Here is a 16,650-nt window from a genome sequence, read left to right on the forward strand (position 1 = left end):
GAAAAAACGGTCTTGTAGGCCGTTTTTTTGTTGGGGTTAAGGGTATATGGAGTCAGGAGTTTGTCGAGTTATGTCTTCTCGCCGATATATAATCAAAACTCGCCGGATTATCGTTCAAACTCGCTGGAATAAGTCCAGAATTTCTAGGATTAATTCCTGAATTTCTAGAATTCGCTGTGCTTATACCCCTGCTGGTATCATTAGGAACTTCTTTCGATCACTTAAAATGCTGTTAATTTAGCTATAAGAGGAATCTCCTCAAGCAAAAACTTTCAAATTGTGATATTCAATCAGAATTTACAAACAATTATCACTCACATGCCATTTTCTTTTTTGGGCTACATATATTAAAATGGCGATAAGATAACATCCGCTATAGAAAGCACGGCGGATATAAAAGAAGTGAGGAATGCTGTTTGAAGAAGTTAGTTTTAACTGGCGGTGGTTCAGCTGGACACGTAACACCGCATCTTGCCTTAATACCTAAATTGGAGAAGATGGGATGGGACTTGAATTACATCGGTTCTGTTGATGGTATCGAAAAAAGTTTGATTCAAGATGGAACGAACGTGCCTTATCATGGAATATCTAGCGGGAAATTGCGTCGTTATTTTGACTTAAAAAATATAAAAGATCCTTTTAAAGTGGCAGCTGGTGTTGCACAGGCTTATTTTAAGCTTGGAAAATTAAAGCCAGATGCTGTTTTCTCAAAAGGAGGCTTCGTGGCTGTACCTGTGGTTATCGCAGCATGGATGCGTAACATTCCTGTTTATATCCATGAATCAGATATTACGCCAGGTCTGGCTAACAAAATCTCATCTAAGTTTGCTTCTAAGATTTTTGTAACGTTCGATGAAGCAAAGAAACATTTTGCAGCAGGGCAAGCCATTGTGACCGGTTCACCAATTCGCGAGGAACTGCTTCAAGGTACTAGAGAAAAAGGTTTGTCTTTCTTAGGCTTCCGAAGCCATCTCCCTGTACTCACAATCATGGGCGGAAGCTTAGGTGCGCGTAAGATCAATGAAGCTCTTCGTGAAGCACTGCCTGAATTGTTACGTTCTTATCAGATCGTACACATCTGCGGAAAAGGAAACGTAGACGAAAGTTTAAAAGATACAGAAGGCTACAGACAGTTCGAGTATATTCAAAGTGAACTTCCAGATGTAGTTGCAGCAACAGACTTTGTGATTTCTCGTGCTGGATCGAATAGCATCTTTGAGTGGCTGACGCTTAAGATACCGATGCTGCTTATCCCGCTTTCAAGAGCGGCGAGCAGAGGAGATCAGATCCTTAATGCGCAATCCTTTGAAAAACAGGGTTATTGCCACGTTCTTTATGAAGAAGAACTTACGAAAGTAACATTGATCACTTCTTTAAAAGATCTGAAAGCTGATCAAGAGCAGATGAAGAAAAACATGGACACATTTAAAGCTTCTGATAGTGTAGACCTTATTCTACGCACGATCACAGGACAGAAATAATGATAAGGGGTCTGTCCCGGGGACAGACCCCTTACAATTGAATAGCTTCCACATCTTAAAAAACGGAGATGAAAAAAGATGATGCCAAGCCCTGCCGTACATAGAGAAGAAACACCTGCATACTGGAAGAAAGGTGTTCAAGCTGGTTTGCCGATCGCTATTGGTTATATGCCAGTTGCATTTACATTTGGTCTGCTCGCTAAGGCTGCAGAGTTAAGTCTTTTTGAAACGATAGGCATGAGTGTTATCGTGTTTGCGGGTGCTTCGCAATACATCGCCTTATCGATGATTGTGGCAATGAGTGGTGCTGCAGAGCTAATCCTGACCACTTTCATTATGAACATTAGGCATCTTCTTATGAGTGCTTCTCTAAAGGAGCGTGCTGAGGATGACCCTAAATGGCTGCGTGCGATCTACGCTTTTTTTATTACGGATGAGACTTTTTCTGTTGCTGCGACCTCACCCGAAAAAAAAATTACGGGAAGCTATTTGCTTGGTTTGGGAATCGTTGCATACAGCTGCTGGGTAATCTTTTCAGGGGTAGGTTATGTGATGGGAGCGGGACTTCCGCAATCTCTGCAGGATAGTATGGGGATCGCGCTTTATGCGATGTTTATCGCACTACTCGTACCTGCTGCCAAAAAGAGCAAGAAGGTAATTGCACTTGCCGCGACTGCAGCAGTATTAAATTCGATCTTCTCTTTCGTTCCCGCTTTAAATGGTGGATGGGGAATCATTCTATCTACTTTAATCGCTGCCGTTTCAATCGAGTTTTTTATGAAGGGGGATGAGAGGGATGAGTGAACAATTAATATGGGTAATTGTCGGGATGGGAATCGTAACCTATATTCCTAGGATGTTGCCGCTCGTTCTCTTTCATACGAACCATCTCCATCCAAGGATACAGGGGATATTGAAGAACGTTCCTTTTGCTATATTAGGAGCTCTCATTTTTCCAGGTGTGTTCACCATCAATCCAGAAAATTACCTATATGGGGGAATAGGCGCTGCAGCAGCATTTATCGCGGCTTGGTTGAACTTAAATGTAATCGTGGTCGTGCTATCTTCAATCTTCGTTTTGTATGGTTATACGTTTTTGTAGGATATTGTCATAATTTACTTTGTAAATATTACACCTTATGAATTGATTTGTTGAAAAGGTGGGCGTATAATCACAAATAAAAGGAGGAGATACAAGATGCCTCATTTCGTTCGTTTTGTACTGATTGGTTTATTTTCCGTTTCGGCTTTATCTGTACTCTCTTTTCAAGCCGTTGAGATTTTCCATGCTGTAACGGATGTTGTACAATCATTTATCTATAAAGATTAATCATTTGTAAAATCGGAGAGCTATCTATAGCTCTTTTTTTTGTTACCTGATAAGCTTCAAATAATGATTAACAATCTTTCAAATATGGGTACACTTACTAATGGACTAAGCAATAAAGGATGATTTAGATGAAATTAATCGCAATTGATATGGATGGAACTCTAGTTAATAGACAGTTGAAAGTCACAAAAGAGAACAGTGAAACCATTAAAGAAGCTGTAAACGCTGGCCATCATGTTGTGATCGCCACAGGTCGCTCTTATGATGAAGCCAAACACACGCTAGAAGATGCAGATCTTCATCTGCCGCTTATTTGCGTGAATGGCGCAGAGATTCGATCAGAAGGGTGGGAGATCTTCTCTTCGATTCCGTTAACGTTTGAGCAGTACGAGGATATCAAAAAAATTCTGGACGAAGAAGATATTTATTATGAACTCTACACGAGCAAAGGAACATTTACAGATGATCGTGAAAAAGCATACGAAGTGATGAAAGATATCGTATTAACTTCCAATCCAGAGGCTACAGATGACGACGTTCAAAAAGCGGCTCTTCGTCGTTTCCGCTTAGGATTAGTGAGTGTTGTTGGAGATTTTGATAAACTTTTGAGTGAGAATGGAATCGAGGTTTATAAATTCCTTGCCTTTTCAAGTGATACAGCAAAACTTCAACGTGCTTTTCAGCATTTAAAAGGTGTTGATTCTCTAGCAGTCAGTGCTTCTGCTGATAACAACTTAGAGATCACGAACAGTGAAGCACAAAAAGGTGTGGCGGTTCAACGGTATGCTGAACTTAAAGGAATCTCTTTAAAAGACACGATGGCAATCGGTGATAACTATAATGATGTTTCCATGTTAGAAGTAGCAGGTTTTCCTGTAGCGATGGGAAATGCTGTTGATGAGGTAAAAGAGATGGCCTCATTTGTTACGAAAGAAAACGATGAGAGTGGTGTCTCGTTTGCGATCAAGAAATTCTTAGAACAAAAATAATAACACTTACAAAAGCTGGTTCGAACATTTCGGACGAGCTTTTTTTGTATACAAAAACTTACACATGATTTACAGAAATGCAAAAGCAGGTTCACATTCCCTTGTTACAGTGACAAAGTAGTTCACTTACAACAAAGGGAGAGTGCAACATGATGAAGAAAGTAATAAAAACGGGTATAGGAGCTTTAGCACTGAGTCTTACATTGATGGGGGCTGATAGTTCAATGGTTGATGCAAAAGAAAAACATAAAGACATCTTAAATGTTGCGCATCGAGGAGCTTCTGGTTATGCACCAGAACACACGATCACTTCTTATAAGATGGGTGAAAAAATGCATGGAGATTACATTGAAGTTGATCTTCAGATGACGAAAGATGGCGAGTTGATCGCTATGCATGACGAGACATTGGACCGTACAACGAACGGCACTGGTCAAGTAAAAGATTATACACTGGAAGAGATCAAACAGCTTGATGCAGGAAGCTGGTTTAATGAGAAATATCCAGAGCAAGCAAAAGAAAAATACGAAGGGCTTCAAGTGCCAACATTAAAAGAAGTATTTGAAACGTTTGGAAAGAATGCGAACTATTATATTGAAACAAAATCGCCTGAAGTTTATCCGGGTATGGAACAAAAACTTCTTGATGAAGTAAATGAGTACGGGATTAATAAAGATAATCTCTTGGTTCAATCATTCAGCTCTGAAAGTCTATTAAAGATGAACGAGATCGATCCTTCAGTAAAACTTGTTCAGCTTTTAGAGTATACAAGTCCTGCTGAGTTAACGGATAGAGAAGTGCAATCCATCAAACAATATGCGATGGGAATCGGGCCAAACAGTGATATGATCGACCGCGAGTATGTACAAAAAGCGGTTCAGAACGACCTCGAGATCCATCCGTATACTGTAAATGAAAAAGAAGAAATGCAGAAACTGATCGACTGGGGTGTAACAGGTATTTTCACAAACTTCCCTGATATTCTGCATGAAGTGAAAAAAGGTAAATAACGAAGGAAAGCAGCTGATACACGTGTCAGCTGCTTTTCTCTTTTTTTACAAAAAAAACTTCGCCATCATCTAGTAACTGTGCGAAGAAGACCTCTTTAACATCTTGATAGCCTGCACTCTTTAACTGCTGACCCAACCATTCGTCTGACAAGCTATATTCCTTAAAGGGCTGATCTATTTTCTCTCCGTTCGAGATCAGCATAGTGGGCAAATATTGAGGAGCTTCTGGTGGAATGTTGAGATCTTCTTTTGTAACAGAGTCTTTAAGTGGCTTTTTTAAAACACTGAGTTGTCCGTTAGGCTCCATGACCGCATACTCTACTTCCGTAATATCGAAGACCGCACTGATCCTGAGAAGCATCAATAAATCATCCATCGACATCTGCATCCGCTTAAGTTCTTTTTGCATGATCTGTCCTTTTTTTATAACGATTGTCGGCTGACTCTTCGTGAGTTTTGTGAGCAGGGGAGAATGGCGATTGAGAAATTCTATGCAGAACACGGCTAACGCCCAGAAGCTCAGAGACGCCAAACTTTCCCAAACCGTGATCTCTTTATGAACGACCATGTCTCCAATGATATTACCCATCGCGATGCCTGTTGCATAGTTAAAAAAAGTAAGTTCGCCAAGTTGTTTTTTTCCGAGCAGCCTCATGAGCATTAACAAAAAGGCAAAGCCTAGAACTGTTCTATAGATCGTGATTAAGATTCCTTCCATGTCATCCCTCATTTAATATGTGCTGTTATCAGGATGCCCAAACAAAAATAAGGCAAACAAAAAAGAGCGAACATATTGTCCGCTCTTCTCTTTATTTGCCAAACTGCATACGGAAATGAATCAATTTTTTCAACATAAAGTATGCTAAAACGCCGCCTATTGCTGCGGATAAGTAATAGCCTATTAAAGATCTTGAATCATAGTCTCCAAATATACCGCCACCTAACATTCCGAACGTTAGAGCAAAGCACAATATAACGCCAAAGGTAAAGAATCCTCTTCCTTTTTCGAATACAAGTAATCTACCGTTGTTCTCGTTCTTAGTCCTGCTAAAGAGCCAAGTTCCAAAAACTACGGATAGAATCGTATAAGCGAGTGGAATGAATAACATAACATAAGGAATATGTGAGAAATCAGTAAATGAATTATCTGAGAGATCTATATAATAACGAAATTCTATAATAGGGATTGGCAGTGTGAAACTGTTGATCAAATCGTTAAATAATACAGTAGATGGTGAATTATGATTGATAGAAATCCCATGATATTCTAAAAATGAAACTACAAGAGATATAAAACCGAGTGGAAAGATTAAAAAGATCCCACTCAATACTAGTTGAGAAATTAAATTTCCTGCAATCGTTCCAATAAAAAGACTAAAAGAGAAAATAGCGATCGAGAACGGAATAACCACCATCATGAATTCAAAAAGAAATGTTGCATCTGTTACTTCTGAAAGAATAGTAAACTTGACGATCAACATACATAATAGCAAGTTAACGAGTAGACCTGTTGTAATATGACCCACTCCAAAGATCCACTTTGAAAGAAAAATATCTTTACGCTTAAAGGGAAGTGAAAACGTTAGGTCAGTCGCATGAGATGTTCTTTCACTGCCAACTAGAAGAGCAGCTAATCCTACGATCAAAAATAAGAAAACTACGATATCTGCACCAGTAAAATGAAAGTTCATGTAATAGTTTTCAGGTGCATCCGCATAAGGATCATTTTTTTGAGTTAACATGGTTTGGGCTTTTCCAAAGAAAGAATACGGTAAAAACAAGAACAATGAAATATAGATCCCCCATACGGCTGGGCTTCCTAGTTTTTGGTTCCTCATCCACAATGCTTTATGAAACATGTGATTCACCTCCAAGTGTTGAAATGAAAATATCTTCGAGTGTCATAGGTAGTTCTTCTAGTAATAATGGGTTCTCCTGATTCAACTTCTCAAGGGTTGCATCAATGTTTCCTTTGATCATCAACGTATAGACACGTCCTGTTTGATTTAAGATATTTACGTTGTTCAATTGTTCAATCTTTTCAGGCAGAGAGTGCTTGTAAACAACCTGAACTTTACGGAATGATGTTTTCGCATCCTCGATAGAAGTTGTGGATTCAATCCGTCCTTCTTTTATCATGATGAGTACATCTGCCATCTTCTCCACTTCCTCTAGATGATGAGTAGAGATAAGAACGCATAGCTGTCGCTCGCTCACTTCTTCAATAATAAATTGCAAAATATTTCTCTTCACGATAGGGTCCAGTCCGTTTGTTGGTTCATCTAAGATAATAAGATCCGATTTCGTGGAAAAAGAAAGGATCATTAAGAACAGCGCCTTCATTCCTTTGGAGTATGTTCTGATCTTTTTATTCTTAGGAAGTTTAAAGCGGTCCAGAAGAGAGTAGAAATACACTACATCAAAATCTTCATAAATCGCATCATAAAGCTTTACGATCTCTTTAACGCTATAGCTCTTTAAAATCTCAGTCGAGTCAGGTACATACGTGATCTTTTGTTTAACCTGAGGATTTTGATGAATATCTGTATCATTAAAGAGCACTTGCCCATCATCAGGATCTAAAATACCAGCGATTACGCGAAGCAGCGTAGACTTTCCAACACCGTTTCTTCCGACTAAACCTGCGATTGTACCTGGTTCAAGTGTAATGTTCACATGGTCTAACACTTGAGATCCTTCTATCGTTTTACTAATATTATTCACTCTCAGCATGACTGTCTTTACCCCCAAGCTCTTCTGAAAAGTTTTTCAACCACTTTGATAATGTTTGGTGATCGATACCTAGATAGGAAGCTTCAATAAATAGCTGTTTCAGCTGTTGTTTCAGTTCCGTAATCTTCTGATCATCTGCTTTAGGTATGATAGAAGCGGAAACGAACGTGCCTTTGCCTCTCAAGGTCTCAATGATTCCTTGGCGCTCTAATTCTTGATAAGCCTTGCTCACTGTATTTGGATTGATCAGTAATGTTCCTGATAGTTCGCGTACCGAAGGCAATTTTTCTTCTGGCAACAAAATTTCTCGCAAGATCAATTCCTTGATCTGATGAACGACTTGTTCCCATATCGGTGTATTGCTTCGGGGATCTAAATTCAATATCATGTTATCCCACCTTTATATCACTATATGTGTGTATTACTGAGTATAGTACACTTATAACATACAAGATTAGTAAATTTATGTCAACGTACTTTTCTTTACTTTTTTTTAGTAGGATTACTACAATAAAGGAAGGAGGGATGAGACGTGAAATCGATTATTGATGATGCGAAGTTACTTATTTTTGACTTGGACGGAACGCTATATGAAGATACTGACCATTTTGATTATTACTGCCGCTTGTTACAAAAAAGGGTGTCTGAAGATAAACAGAAAGCTTTTTGGGATACATATGAAAGTATGAAGAAAGGAACACACCCCGTTGTGATCGGAAAAGTGTATGATATCAAGAATGATGCAAGTGTTACAGTTGATCCGATGACCCTGCAAGTAACAAAAGTAACATCCTTTGATGGAGAAGAGTGGCCACAGGATAAAGTAAGAGCAGAATTCTCAGGTGAGCTTGTGTATGATTTTGAACGATTGATCGCGATCGGTGATGGTTGGTGGCTGCCATATGCTACAGCTATGCATTTCGGCTTGAAACAAGCAGATACATGGGATTGCTACAATGCTACAAAAGAGTACATGGTAACCGATCAGTTTCAGCTATCGAAAACACTTGGCCTTAAACAGGCATTGCAACGTTTAAAAGAGAAGAAAAAGGTGGTCCTCTTAACGAACAGTGAAAGAGAAGATGTGAAACGCTTGTTAGATGAATTGGAGCTTCAAGATCTGTTTCACGCTCTTTATACGGAGAGTGAAAAGCCCTTAAAGACGAAAGAAAAATTAAAGACGATATTGAATGAATACGGCGTACAGCCACATGAAGCAGTATCGATTGGTGATAATTTTATAAATGAAATCGCACCAGCACTTCTAATGGGATTAAAAGCGGTATACATCCAGCCTAATTCCATTGAAGTAGAGCATGAAAACCTTCATGTCGTTCCCACCTTAGCCAATGCTCTTTAATATTCTCAAAGTATTTTATGAAAGCTTGTTCTAATTTGGACAAATCGCCCTACACTTTATAGTAGGTAATAAAGGGGGGCGCATGCTTTGAAAAAATCGTTATGGTTTGTAATCGGCTTTGCGATATACGCGGGTTTGATGTGGTTTTACTTGTTTCAAGGAGCAGACGCAAACTTGCCTGTTGATCTAAAAGGCTCTGCTGCGGATCCAGCAGTCTTTATGACTGACCGTGAACTAGAACTTAGCACGGATTTTTCAAGGATCAAAGATTTCATCTACTTCATTTCTGTGCCGCTCGAATGGTTGATCTATCTATTTGTACTAGGGTTCGGGTTATCGAAATGGTTTCGAAAGACTTCTAGCGGGTTAACTAGATTCTCTATTGTACACACCGGTCTTTACGTGCTATTGCTTTCGTTTGCTAGCTGGGTGTTAACATTCCCGCTCCGCTACTACAGTTTCACCATCTCCAAAAGTTACAATATATCCGTTCAATCGTTCCACAGCTGGATGAGGGATGGACTAGTGGATTTCTGGATCAACTGGCTGTTAACAACCGTGATGGTCGCTGTTATGTATTGGTTGATCAAGAAATACGAAAAAAGATGGTGGCTTTACGCGTGGCTGCTTTCCGTGCCATTTACTTTGTTCTTGTACTTTATTCAGCCCGTTGTGATCGATCCCTTGTATAACAAGTTCTACCCGCTTCAAGATGAAGTGCTAAAAGGAAAAATTTTAGATATTGCAGAAAGAGCTGACATTCCGGCCGAAAATGTGTATGAAGTGAACATGTCTGAAAAAACAAATTCATTAAATGCTTATGTAAATGGAATTGGATCAAATTTGAGAATCGTCCTATGGGACACCACATTAAATAAATTAAGTGACAATCAAGTCTTGTTCGTAATGGCCCATGAGATTGGTCATTATGTGATGAACCACCTATATTGGAACTTGATTTCATCTGTTGTCCTATCGTTCTTAGGATTATGGCTCGGAAATATCATCTATCGAAAATGGGTCGAGAAGTACGGAAAATCATGGGGGGTAAAAGGGATAGGAGATCTAGCGGCACTTCCCGCACTGCTATTAATCTTTTCTCTATTAAGCTTTGCTGTATCTCCGGTCGAAAATGCTGTTTCAAGAAAAGCAGAACGTGACGCTGATCTGTATGCGATTCAGATGACTAACAATCCGAAAGCCGCAGTAGGGGCTTTCCAAGAACTCGCGAGCGTTTCTTTAAGCGAAGTGAACCCACCAAAGCTTGTAAAATGGTTCTTATACGGCCATCCGACCATGCTGGAGCGTATTCATTTCTTGGATAGCTATAAAACGAGTAAAAAGATGGAATAAAGATGAAAACTGGCTTCTTTGACAGTGGATAACCACTTTTAGAAGCCAGTTTTTTTATGGATGTATTAGATGAGGTGTGATGAAGTGTTGTGTGAATGTGTTTGTGATCGATTCCCGAGATTTATGATCGGTTCTTGAGATTTATGATCGGTTCTCAGAATTTATGATCGATTCCCATCGCTACTCCACATAATTCTATCATCGTCACACGCTGCTCTAAGGAGGATCACTGCACAGCTTTCAAACTCACATTTGGCAAGACCAGTACTTCTACACGGCGGTTTTTTGCTCGGCCTTCTGGAGTTTTATTCTCTGACTTTGGACGATACTCTCCATAACCGCTTGCACTGACTTGGTTCGGTTTTAATGAAGGATTCTCGAGCAGAACGCGCATAAAGTTGATTCCCCTTAACGCGCTGAGTTCCCAGTTCGATTGAAAGTTTGCCGTGCTGATCGGTACGTTATCCGTATGGCCAGCGATGACAATGTTTCGTGGTGGCGTGGTTACTAGTAGATCAGAAAGTTTTTTCCCGATCTCAATAGATCCAGGCTTAACTGTAGCACTTCCGGAGTCGAACAGAGCATTATCTAAGATGGTGATCAACAAGCCGTTTTCTGTCAGCTTTGTTTGCAGACTAGAATCAAGTTTGTTTGTTTCAATATAGGCATTGATCTTTTTTTCCATCTCTTCTAATTGCTCAAGTTCTTTTTTTGCTGCTTCTAGCTGTTCTTTTTCTTCCTTGGATATGACTTCTTTTTGAGCATCAGGTATGGGAGTAGAGTCGGGAGAAGGAATGGGTACTTGTTCTTCCATGACGCCTGTTCCGCCTGTGAATTCATTTCGAAAAGCACTTGCCATCTGTTTGAACTTCTGAGCATCGATCTCACTCATAGCAAACAATACAATGAACAAAGCCAACAAAAGCGTGAGCATGTCTGCATAAGGAATGAGCCAAGATTCATCCACATGTTCATCATGATGCTTTTTCTTCTTAGCCAACTGAACCACCTGCTTTGTATTGATCACGTTCGCTAGTTGGAATATACGTTAACAGTTTTTCTTCTAAAATTTTTGGTGAAGTTCCGTCTTGAATAGACAACAGTCCTTCGATCATGATCTCTTTAATCATGATTTCTTTTTTTGATTTTCGTTTTAACTTGTTAGCGAAAGGGTGCCACAGTACATAACCAGAAAAAATACCAAATAGAGTAGCGATAAAGGCTGCTGAAATCGCTTTACCTAGAGCGGTGATGTCGGCCATATTTCCTAGTGCTGCAACCAACCCTACAACGGCACCTAATACGCCAAGAGTCGGTGCGTATGTACCAGCTTGCGTAAAGATCGTAGCGTTGCTCGCATGGCGTTCTTCCATCGTTTCAAGGTCTTTCATTAGGACATCTTTAATAAATTCAGGAGGCTGACCATCCACGATCATCTTGATTCCTTGTTGAAGGAAGGGATCATCCACTTCTTCGGCTTTAGGTTCTAATGCGAGCAATCCTTCTTTACGAGCAACGGTTGCCCAATCAATAAAAATGGTTACAAGCTCTTTCATATCGATGAGCTTTTGTTCTTTAAATAAAATCTTAAAAAGAGTAGGAATCTTTTTGATTTCGTTTAGTGGAAATGCGATGAGGATAGCTGCTGCAGTTCCGGCAAATATAATAAGTAACGCAGCTGGGTTCAATAAGGCTGTAGGACTTGCGCCTTTTAAAAACATTCCGACACCTACAGCCAATATGCCTAGAATGACTCCGATTAATGTTGTCCGATCCATAATGATGTTCCTCACTTTATCTTTAAATTCTGTATCTTTTTCTCGAGCTATATTTTCTTTTATATCGGAAAGATAAAGGGAAACTTAATGATAAAAGTTGGAAAAAATGTGATCCGAATTGCTTTATTTTACGTTATCTTTATACATCCATCGTAAAAGAAGACAAATACTGCCTCATTTTGATATGATAGATTTATTATGTGCGCAGTAAAGGAGACAAAAGATGGGTAGAACTTCTGATTACGAACTTTATCTAAAAGTTCAAGAAGAAAATAAAGAAGCCCTTGAAATGCTGTATGATCGTTATGAGAAGCTATTGTTTTCTTTTTCATTTAAAATGTTGAGACAAAAAGAGTTGGCTGAAGAGGCAGTTCAAGACGTTTTTATGAAACTGTGGCGAAAAAAGGGACTCTATTCAGAGGATAAAGGGAAATTTTCTTCATGGCTTTTAACCGTTACACGAAATGCCTGTATTGATTTAATACGAAAGCAGCAAAAAAATGAAGTTGAGATTTTAGAAAAAGATATAGATTACGAACGAACTGAGAGTGTAGAAGAGACCGTTACATGGAACGAGGAAAGAGAGAGCTTGAAGGAAGCCGTTTCTTCGTTAACAGAAGAGCAGCAAGATATTGTAGAGATGTTCTATTTCAAAGGCTATTCACAATCAGACATTGCAGAGCGAAAGAATATTCCTCTCGGTACGGTAAAAGGAAGGATACGTTTAGCACTGAAGCATTTAAAAAAGATCTATCGAGAGAGGGGGGATAAATATGGAACAGAAAACTTGTGATAATCTGCTGGAATATTATAATGGCATGCTAGAAGGTAAAGAAAAAGATGCCTTTGAAAAACACTTAAAGCAATGCGATGCATGTCAAGAAGAATGGGCAGAATGGCAAGACCTAACAGCCGATCTTCCATATTTATCAGAAGAGGCACAACCTCCGATTGGTATGAAAGAACGTATTTTAACAAATGTTACAGCTTCTAACTCAAGCTTTACACATCAAGAAAAGCAGTCTGTTAACAAAACAGATGAATTCACTACAAAGGTTTCTCCTATTCCCCAACGCAAATCAAAACCATGGATACAAGGTTTACTTGCAGCTGGTCTATTGTTATCACTTGGTACGAATGCTTATCTATTTAATGAGAACAACAAAAATGAACAGGTGATCGAAGAGCAGATCAATAAAACGTTCAAGACAGTTCAACTTGCGTCTGAAGAGACAGATTCGACAGGTGTAGCATCAATGGTAAAAGAGAATGACACGATGAATCTTGTTGTTCAAACGAATAATCTAACACAGGTCAAAGGAACCGAGACTTATCAGGTTTGGCTGATTGAAGGTGACAAACCTTATCGAGCTGGCACATTCACACCAGACGAAAATGGAAACGGTGCAGTGGTGTTCCCCGTGAAATTTGAAGGCGAACACAATTGGGATGCAGTTGCAATCTCTCATGAACCAACTCCAAACAGTAAAAAGCCAGTTGGCACGATTGTGATGGCCTCTAATTTATAAGTACCCGGGAGACAACAGCTTAAACATAAGTTGTTGTCTTTTCTAATTTTTAAGACAAACGATCCACTCTGACGCATGTTACTCTTTACATATGAGCATAGGAGGAACTTTGCAGTTGCAGTATGAAATCCTCTATAATGAATTTTAGTGAACCAATTGGAAATGAGGAATTATATTGAGAATAAAATCAATCGCGATCCTTCTCCTATTTGCTGGATTGATTGGTCTAGCATTTTATACAGCTATTGATAAGAAGGAAGAACCCCGAACTGAAGTTAAGGAAGAAGAAAATACCGGACTAAAACAAGGAAGCTCAGCACCCACCTTTTCATTAAAAACGCTTGACGGAAAACAAGTCGACTTAAAGGATTATCGTGGAAAAAAAGTAATTGTGAACTTTTGGGCTACTTGGTGCCCCCCGTGCAGGGAGGAAATGCCCGAGATGGAGAAGTTCTATAGAGATTATAAGAACAAAGATGTAGAAATTTTAGCAGTTAATCTTGAGTACTCTGAAACCAATACAGAGAAAGTAAGCAAGTTTGTTAAAGAATATGAGCTGTCTTTTCCCATTCCTCTTGATGAAAAGAATACAATAGGAAAACAGTTTAGAGCCGTGTCGATTCCTACCAGCTATTTTATCGATGAAAAAGGAATGATCAGTTATTCGCATATAGGTCCAATGGATTATGACTTCATGAAGGATGAAATCAACAAGATGAATAGGTAACTATTGTTTTAAAGCCTTTGACCAATTTTGGTAGAAGGCTTTTTTATTTAATTTCTTTTAAGTTGAAATAATTTATTTTGGAAAACACTTCAAAAGACCTGTATAGGTGATTGTAAAAAATGGGAAAGTTGTCCAATAGGGAAAACAATAATTTTGTCGAATTAAAAAGTTTAGTGAAAATAAAGATGATGTGGTTAAATCTCATAATAGCCCGAGCAACAGATCAGGAAATTCTGTAAATAAGAAGGGGACTAATTAATGAACAAGCAATATGAAGAAGTCGAAATTAAACGTATTGCCGATTTTCACCATTCTCTTAATCATTGTCCTATCCATTTTTTCGGTTTGAGAAGAGATGGTGTGAGTGAATATAAATTTACCTATTCTGTAGGTTCTATGCTAGATGAACTCGGTGTGTCCATAAAACCTGCACCAGGAACAAACCTACATGACCTATTTAACAAAGAGTTAATCGCCGAGTGGACCGAACCATTAGAAAGAGCATTTTCAGGTTCGATCCAAACCACAGATATTCATTTAGGCGTTAGAAGTATCCGTACAACTCTTTATCCTGTAACAGGAAATAATCAGGATGTTATAGAGGTTGTGGGAACATCCTATATAACATCTATTAGAGAGGAAGAAAGGACAACTGTTCAAAATTTAAAAAAGTTTAAACAGTTGTTTAATCATGCACTAGAAGCGATTGTTCTATGTCGTTCAAATATGGAAATTGCCGAAGTGAACGACCGTGCTTGCGAACTATTACAACTTTCTAAAGAAGAACTCATAGGAATCAGTGCCGACCAATTTTTTGTAGGAAATGGTAAAGAGTTAATTCGAAAGAAATGGAAAGAAGTTTTAGATGGAAAAAAGATTGAAGGAGAGTTCCGTTACAAAACACCAGATGGTTTGGTGAAAGAAATTCAATACTCTTGTGAGAAAGATATCGTAGATCACTTGCATGTTACGATTTTGAAAGATGTGACGGATCAGAAGCTTACAGAACAAAAATTATTAAAAGCCGAAGCATTAAATGTTGTGGGAGAGCTTGCAGCCGGCGTAGCACATGAAATACGCAATCCTTTAACTTCTTTAAAAGGTTTTGTTCAACTCATCCAGAATCAAACAGATGAATTCAATCAATATTTAACGATAATTCTTACTGAGGTTGATCGAATTGAACATATCATCAAGGAGTTTTTAGTTTTATCTAAAAGCAATTCACAAAATTTTATGATGTCATGTGTGACCGATATTATTAACGACACAGTAGACTTGTTGAACACACAAGCTATTATGAAGAATATTGAAATCAAAAAAGATTTAGAAGATCAGATCCCACTTGTTTTTTGTGATCCTTTGCAGCTTAAGCAAGTATTCATCAACTTTTTGAAGAACGCGATCGAAGCTTCTGCTGTTGGAGATTGTGTAGAAATTAACATGAAGTTATCTAGAAATAAGGATTTTCTTCATGTTCAAATTCGTGACTATGGATGCGGTATGGATGAAACGGTCATGAAGAAGATCGGTAAACCCTTTTTTACGACAAAAGACGAAGGTACAGGCTTAGGTTTGATGGTGAGCACAAACATCATCAAACATCATAATGGGAGATTAGATGTGAAAAGTAAAAAAGGAAAAGGTACGATGTTCACCATTACGATTCCCATTCATTAATGATCTAGACGAACGAAAAAAGCTTTCCCACAGCGGGAAAGCTTTTTAATATTTATTATCCTTTGAACATTTGAACGAACATTTTACCGTATTGTCCACCATCTACTACACCGATACCAACGCTAGTGTATTCAGACTTAAGGATGTTCTCACGGTGACCTTGAGAGTTCATTAGGCTAGTGTGAGCACCGTCTACAGATGAATTACCTGCAAGGTTCTCACCAGCTGTATTATATTCAACACCAAATTTCTTCATCATATCAAATGGAGAACCGTAAGTTGGTGAATTGTGGTCGAAATAGTTGTTGTCGATCATATCTTTTGCTTTAACGCGAGCCACTTTTGTTAATTCAGGATCAGCTTTAAGTGCTGGTAATCCTTGTTTTTCACGCTCTTGGTTTACTAGATCAAGCATTTGTTGCTCTTGTGCAGTTAGTTCTGCACCTGCTTCAGCTTTAGGTGCCGCTTCAGCTGGAGCTTTTGCTTGCTCTTGTTGTGGAGCTGCCTGAGCTTGTTGAGTTTGATTATTATTTAAAGAAGCGAACGGGCATGAAGATGCCGCTTCTGAGATTCCTGCGTTTGCGCCGAATAGGGAAGCGCCTAATACTGATGCTACTACTAATTTTTTCATAAGATGTTTCCCTCCCAATAATTTATCTTACGTGTACATGTTTCGGGAT

The 16,650-nt window shown here is 38.8% G+C and carries 19 protein-coding genes; 12 read left to right on the forward strand and 7 right to left on the reverse strand.

Translation table 11 applies throughout. The features are described from left to right. Nucleotides 1-416 precede the first annotated feature (416 nt). From ACNJYY_RS04415 to ACNJYY_RS04440, 6 genes are all read left to right on the forward strand, one after another. Nucleotides 417-1,481, forward strand: a complete 1,065-nt coding sequence (locus ACNJYY_RS04415; RefSeq protein WP_416730711.1) for an undecaprenyldiphospho-muramoylpentapeptide beta-N-acetylglucosaminyltransferase — start codon at nucleotides 417-419, stop codon at nucleotides 1,479-1,481. Between the two features lie 78 nt (nucleotides 1,482-1,559). Further along, on the forward strand, nucleotides 1,560-2,285 hold the full coding sequence (locus tag ACNJYY_RS04420) for an AzlC family ABC transporter permease (RefSeq protein ID WP_416730712.1): 726 nt from the start codon (nucleotides 1,560-1,562) through the stop codon (nucleotides 2,283-2,285). Further along, complete coding sequence (locus ACNJYY_RS04425) at nucleotides 2,278-2,583, forward strand: AzlD domain-containing protein (RefSeq protein ID WP_066391480.1); 306 nt, start codon at nucleotides 2,278-2,280, stop codon at nucleotides 2,581-2,583. Before ACNJYY_RS04420 ends, ACNJYY_RS04425 begins: the two co-directional genes overlap by 8 nt. A gap of 96 nt (nucleotides 2,584-2,679) precedes the next feature. Continuing rightward, nucleotides 2,680-2,811 carry a hypothetical protein gene (locus tag ACNJYY_RS04430; protein WP_263600344.1) on the forward strand — a complete coding sequence of 44 codons (132 nt, stop codon included), beginning with the start codon at nucleotides 2,680-2,682 and terminating at the stop codon, nucleotides 2,809-2,811. 128 nt (nucleotides 2,812-2,939) lie between these two features. Continuing rightward, nucleotides 2,940-3,800 (forward strand): Cof-type HAD-IIB family hydrolase, encoded by an 861-nt coding sequence (locus tag ACNJYY_RS04435; RefSeq protein WP_416730713.1) that lies wholly within the window; start codon nucleotides 2,940-2,942, stop codon nucleotides 3,798-3,800. A gap of 206 nt (nucleotides 3,801-4,006) precedes the next feature. Further along, a complete protein-coding gene (locus ACNJYY_RS04440; protein WP_416731801.1) occupies nucleotides 4,007-4,810 on the forward strand; it encodes a glycerophosphodiester phosphodiesterase in 804 nt (267 codons plus the stop codon). Nucleotides 4,811-4,835: 25 nt separating this feature from the next. Here ACNJYY_RS04440 and ACNJYY_RS04445 read toward each other — a convergent pair whose 3' ends face one another. The 4 genes from ACNJYY_RS04445 to ACNJYY_RS04460 all read right to left on the reverse strand — a co-directional run bounded on the left by ACNJYY_RS04445 (nucleotide 4,836) and on the right by ACNJYY_RS04460 (nucleotide 7,931). Beyond that, the gene (locus tag ACNJYY_RS04445; RefSeq protein ID WP_416730714.1) at nucleotides 4,836-5,528 is read right to left on the reverse strand and encodes a YetF domain-containing protein; all 693 of its coding nucleotides are present in this window, start codon (nucleotides 5,526-5,528) and stop codon (nucleotides 4,836-4,838) included. A 91-nt stretch (nucleotides 5,529-5,619) separates the two neighbouring features. Continuing rightward, complete coding sequence (locus ACNJYY_RS04450) at nucleotides 5,620-6,669, reverse strand: ABC transporter permease subunit (RefSeq protein ID WP_416730715.1); 1,050 nt, start codon at nucleotides 6,667-6,669, stop codon at nucleotides 5,620-5,622. Next, nucleotides 6,659-7,543, reverse strand: a complete 885-nt coding sequence (locus tag ACNJYY_RS04455) for an ATP-binding cassette domain-containing protein (protein ID WP_416730716.1) — start codon at nucleotides 7,541-7,543, stop codon at nucleotides 6,659-6,661. Before ACNJYY_RS04455 ends, ACNJYY_RS04450 begins: the two co-directional genes overlap by 11 nt. After that, nucleotides 7,527-7,931: a GntR family transcriptional regulator gene (locus ACNJYY_RS04460; RefSeq protein ID WP_416730717.1), complete on the reverse strand. Its 405-nt coding sequence runs from the start codon at nucleotides 7,929-7,931 to the stop codon at nucleotides 7,527-7,529. Before ACNJYY_RS04460 ends, ACNJYY_RS04455 begins: the two co-directional genes overlap by 17 nt. 144 nt (nucleotides 7,932-8,075) lie before the next feature. Between ACNJYY_RS04460 and ACNJYY_RS04465 the strand changes: the two genes are divergently transcribed. After that, nucleotides 8,076-8,903: an HAD family hydrolase gene (locus ACNJYY_RS04465; RefSeq protein ID WP_416730718.1), complete on the forward strand. Its 828-nt coding sequence runs from the start codon at nucleotides 8,076-8,078 to the stop codon at nucleotides 8,901-8,903. Between the two features lie 87 nt (nucleotides 8,904-8,990). Continuing rightward, nucleotides 8,991-10,256, forward strand: coding sequence for a M48 family metallopeptidase (locus ACNJYY_RS04470; protein WP_416730719.1), 1,266 nt, complete (start codon nucleotides 8,991-8,993; stop codon nucleotides 10,254-10,256). 226 nt (nucleotides 10,257-10,482) lie between these two features. Here the strand turns inward: ACNJYY_RS04470 and motB are convergent, their stop codons facing one another. Beyond that, nucleotides 10,483-11,256, reverse strand: a complete 774-nt coding sequence (gene motB / locus ACNJYY_RS04475) for a flagellar motor protein MotB (protein ID WP_144702735.1) — start codon at nucleotides 11,254-11,256, stop codon at nucleotides 10,483-10,485. Further along, complete coding sequence (gene motA / locus ACNJYY_RS04480; RefSeq protein WP_416730720.1) at nucleotides 11,249-12,034, reverse strand: flagellar motor stator protein MotA; 786 nt, start codon at nucleotides 12,032-12,034, stop codon at nucleotides 11,249-11,251. The genes motB and motA overlap by 8 nt, the downstream gene beginning before the upstream one ends. A gap of 223 nt (nucleotides 12,035-12,257) precedes the next feature. Between motA and ACNJYY_RS04485 the strand changes: the two genes are divergently transcribed. From ACNJYY_RS04485 to ACNJYY_RS04500, 4 genes are all read left to right on the forward strand, one after another. Continuing rightward, entirely contained in the window at nucleotides 12,258-12,827 is a 570-nt protein-coding gene (locus ACNJYY_RS04485) for an RNA polymerase sigma factor (protein ID WP_144702732.1), read from the forward strand. After that, complete coding sequence (locus ACNJYY_RS04490; protein ID WP_416730721.1) at nucleotides 12,808-13,563, forward strand: anti-sigma factor domain-containing protein; 756 nt, start codon at nucleotides 12,808-12,810, stop codon at nucleotides 13,561-13,563. The genes ACNJYY_RS04485 and ACNJYY_RS04490 overlap by 20 nt, the downstream gene beginning before the upstream one ends. 175 nt (nucleotides 13,564-13,738) lie before the next feature. Further along, complete coding sequence (locus tag ACNJYY_RS04495) at nucleotides 13,739-14,290, forward strand: redoxin domain-containing protein (RefSeq protein WP_416730722.1); 552 nt, start codon at nucleotides 13,739-13,741, stop codon at nucleotides 14,288-14,290. A 258-nt stretch (nucleotides 14,291-14,548) separates the two neighbouring features. Then, a complete protein-coding gene (locus tag ACNJYY_RS04500) occupies nucleotides 14,549-15,970 on the forward strand; it encodes an ATP-binding protein (protein ID WP_416730723.1) in 1,422 nt (473 codons plus the stop codon). Nucleotides 15,971-16,025: 55 nt separating this feature from the next. Here the strand turns inward: ACNJYY_RS04500 and ACNJYY_RS04505 are convergent, their stop codons facing one another. Next, nucleotides 16,026-16,601, reverse strand: coding sequence for a CAP domain-containing protein (locus ACNJYY_RS04505; RefSeq protein ID WP_416730724.1), 576 nt, complete (start codon nucleotides 16,599-16,601; stop codon nucleotides 16,026-16,028). Nucleotides 16,602-16,650 lie beyond the last annotated feature (49 nt).

The organism is Fictibacillus tiangongensis, from assembly GCF_048083785.1.
Taxonomy (GTDB): domain Bacteria; phylum Bacillota; class Bacilli; order Bacillales; family Fictibacillaceae; genus Fictibacillus.

Excerpts from the sequence above, each read along its gene's own strand:
- ACNJYY_RS04455 (WP_416730716.1), bottom strand. The coding sequence starts at position 7,543 with ATGCTGAGAGTGAATAATATTAGTAAAACGATAGAAGGATCTCAAGTG.
- ACNJYY_RS04460 (WP_416730717.1), bottom strand. The coding sequence starts at position 7,931 with ATGATATTGAATTTAGATCCCCGAAGCAATACACCGATATGGGAACAA.
- ACNJYY_RS04450 (WP_416730715.1), bottom strand. The coding sequence starts at position 6,669 with ATGTTTCATAAAGCATTGTGGATGAGGAACCAAAAACTAGGAAGCCCA.
- ACNJYY_RS04440 (WP_416731801.1), top strand. The coding sequence starts at position 4,007 with ATGGGGGCTGATAGTTCAATGGTTGATGCAAAAGAAAAACATAAAGAC.
- ACNJYY_RS04430 (WP_263600344.1), top strand. The coding sequence starts at position 2,680 with ATGCCTCATTTCGTTCGTTTTGTACTGATTGGTTTATTTTCCGTTTCG.
- ACNJYY_RS04485 (WP_144702732.1), top strand. The coding sequence starts at position 12,258 with ATGGGTAGAACTTCTGATTACGAACTTTATCTAAAAGTTCAAGAAGAA.
- motA (WP_416730720.1), bottom strand. The coding sequence starts at position 12,034 with ATGGATCGGACAACATTAATCGGAGTCATTCTAGGCATATTGGCTGTA.
- ACNJYY_RS04445 (WP_416730714.1), bottom strand. The coding sequence starts at position 5,528 with ATGGAAGGAATCTTAATCACGATCTATAGAACAGTTCTAGGCTTTGCC.
- ACNJYY_RS04435 (WP_416730713.1), top strand. The coding sequence starts at position 2,940 with ATGAAATTAATCGCAATTGATATGGATGGAACTCTAGTTAATAGACAG.
- ACNJYY_RS04505 (WP_416730724.1), bottom strand. The coding sequence starts at position 16,601 with ATGAAAAAATTAGTAGTAGCATCAGTATTAGGCGCTTCCCTATTCGGC.
- ACNJYY_RS04420 (WP_416730712.1), top strand. The coding sequence starts at position 1,560 with ATGATGCCAAGCCCTGCCGTACATAGAGAAGAAACACCTGCATACTGG.
- ACNJYY_RS04500 (WP_416730723.1), top strand. The coding sequence starts at position 14,549 with ATGAACAAGCAATATGAAGAAGTCGAAATTAAACGTATTGCCGATTTT.
- ACNJYY_RS04425 (WP_066391480.1), top strand. The coding sequence starts at position 2,278 with ATGAGTGAACAATTAATATGGGTAATTGTCGGGATGGGAATCGTAACC.
- ACNJYY_RS04490 (WP_416730721.1), top strand. The coding sequence starts at position 12,808 with ATGGAACAGAAAACTTGTGATAATCTGCTGGAATATTATAATGGCATG.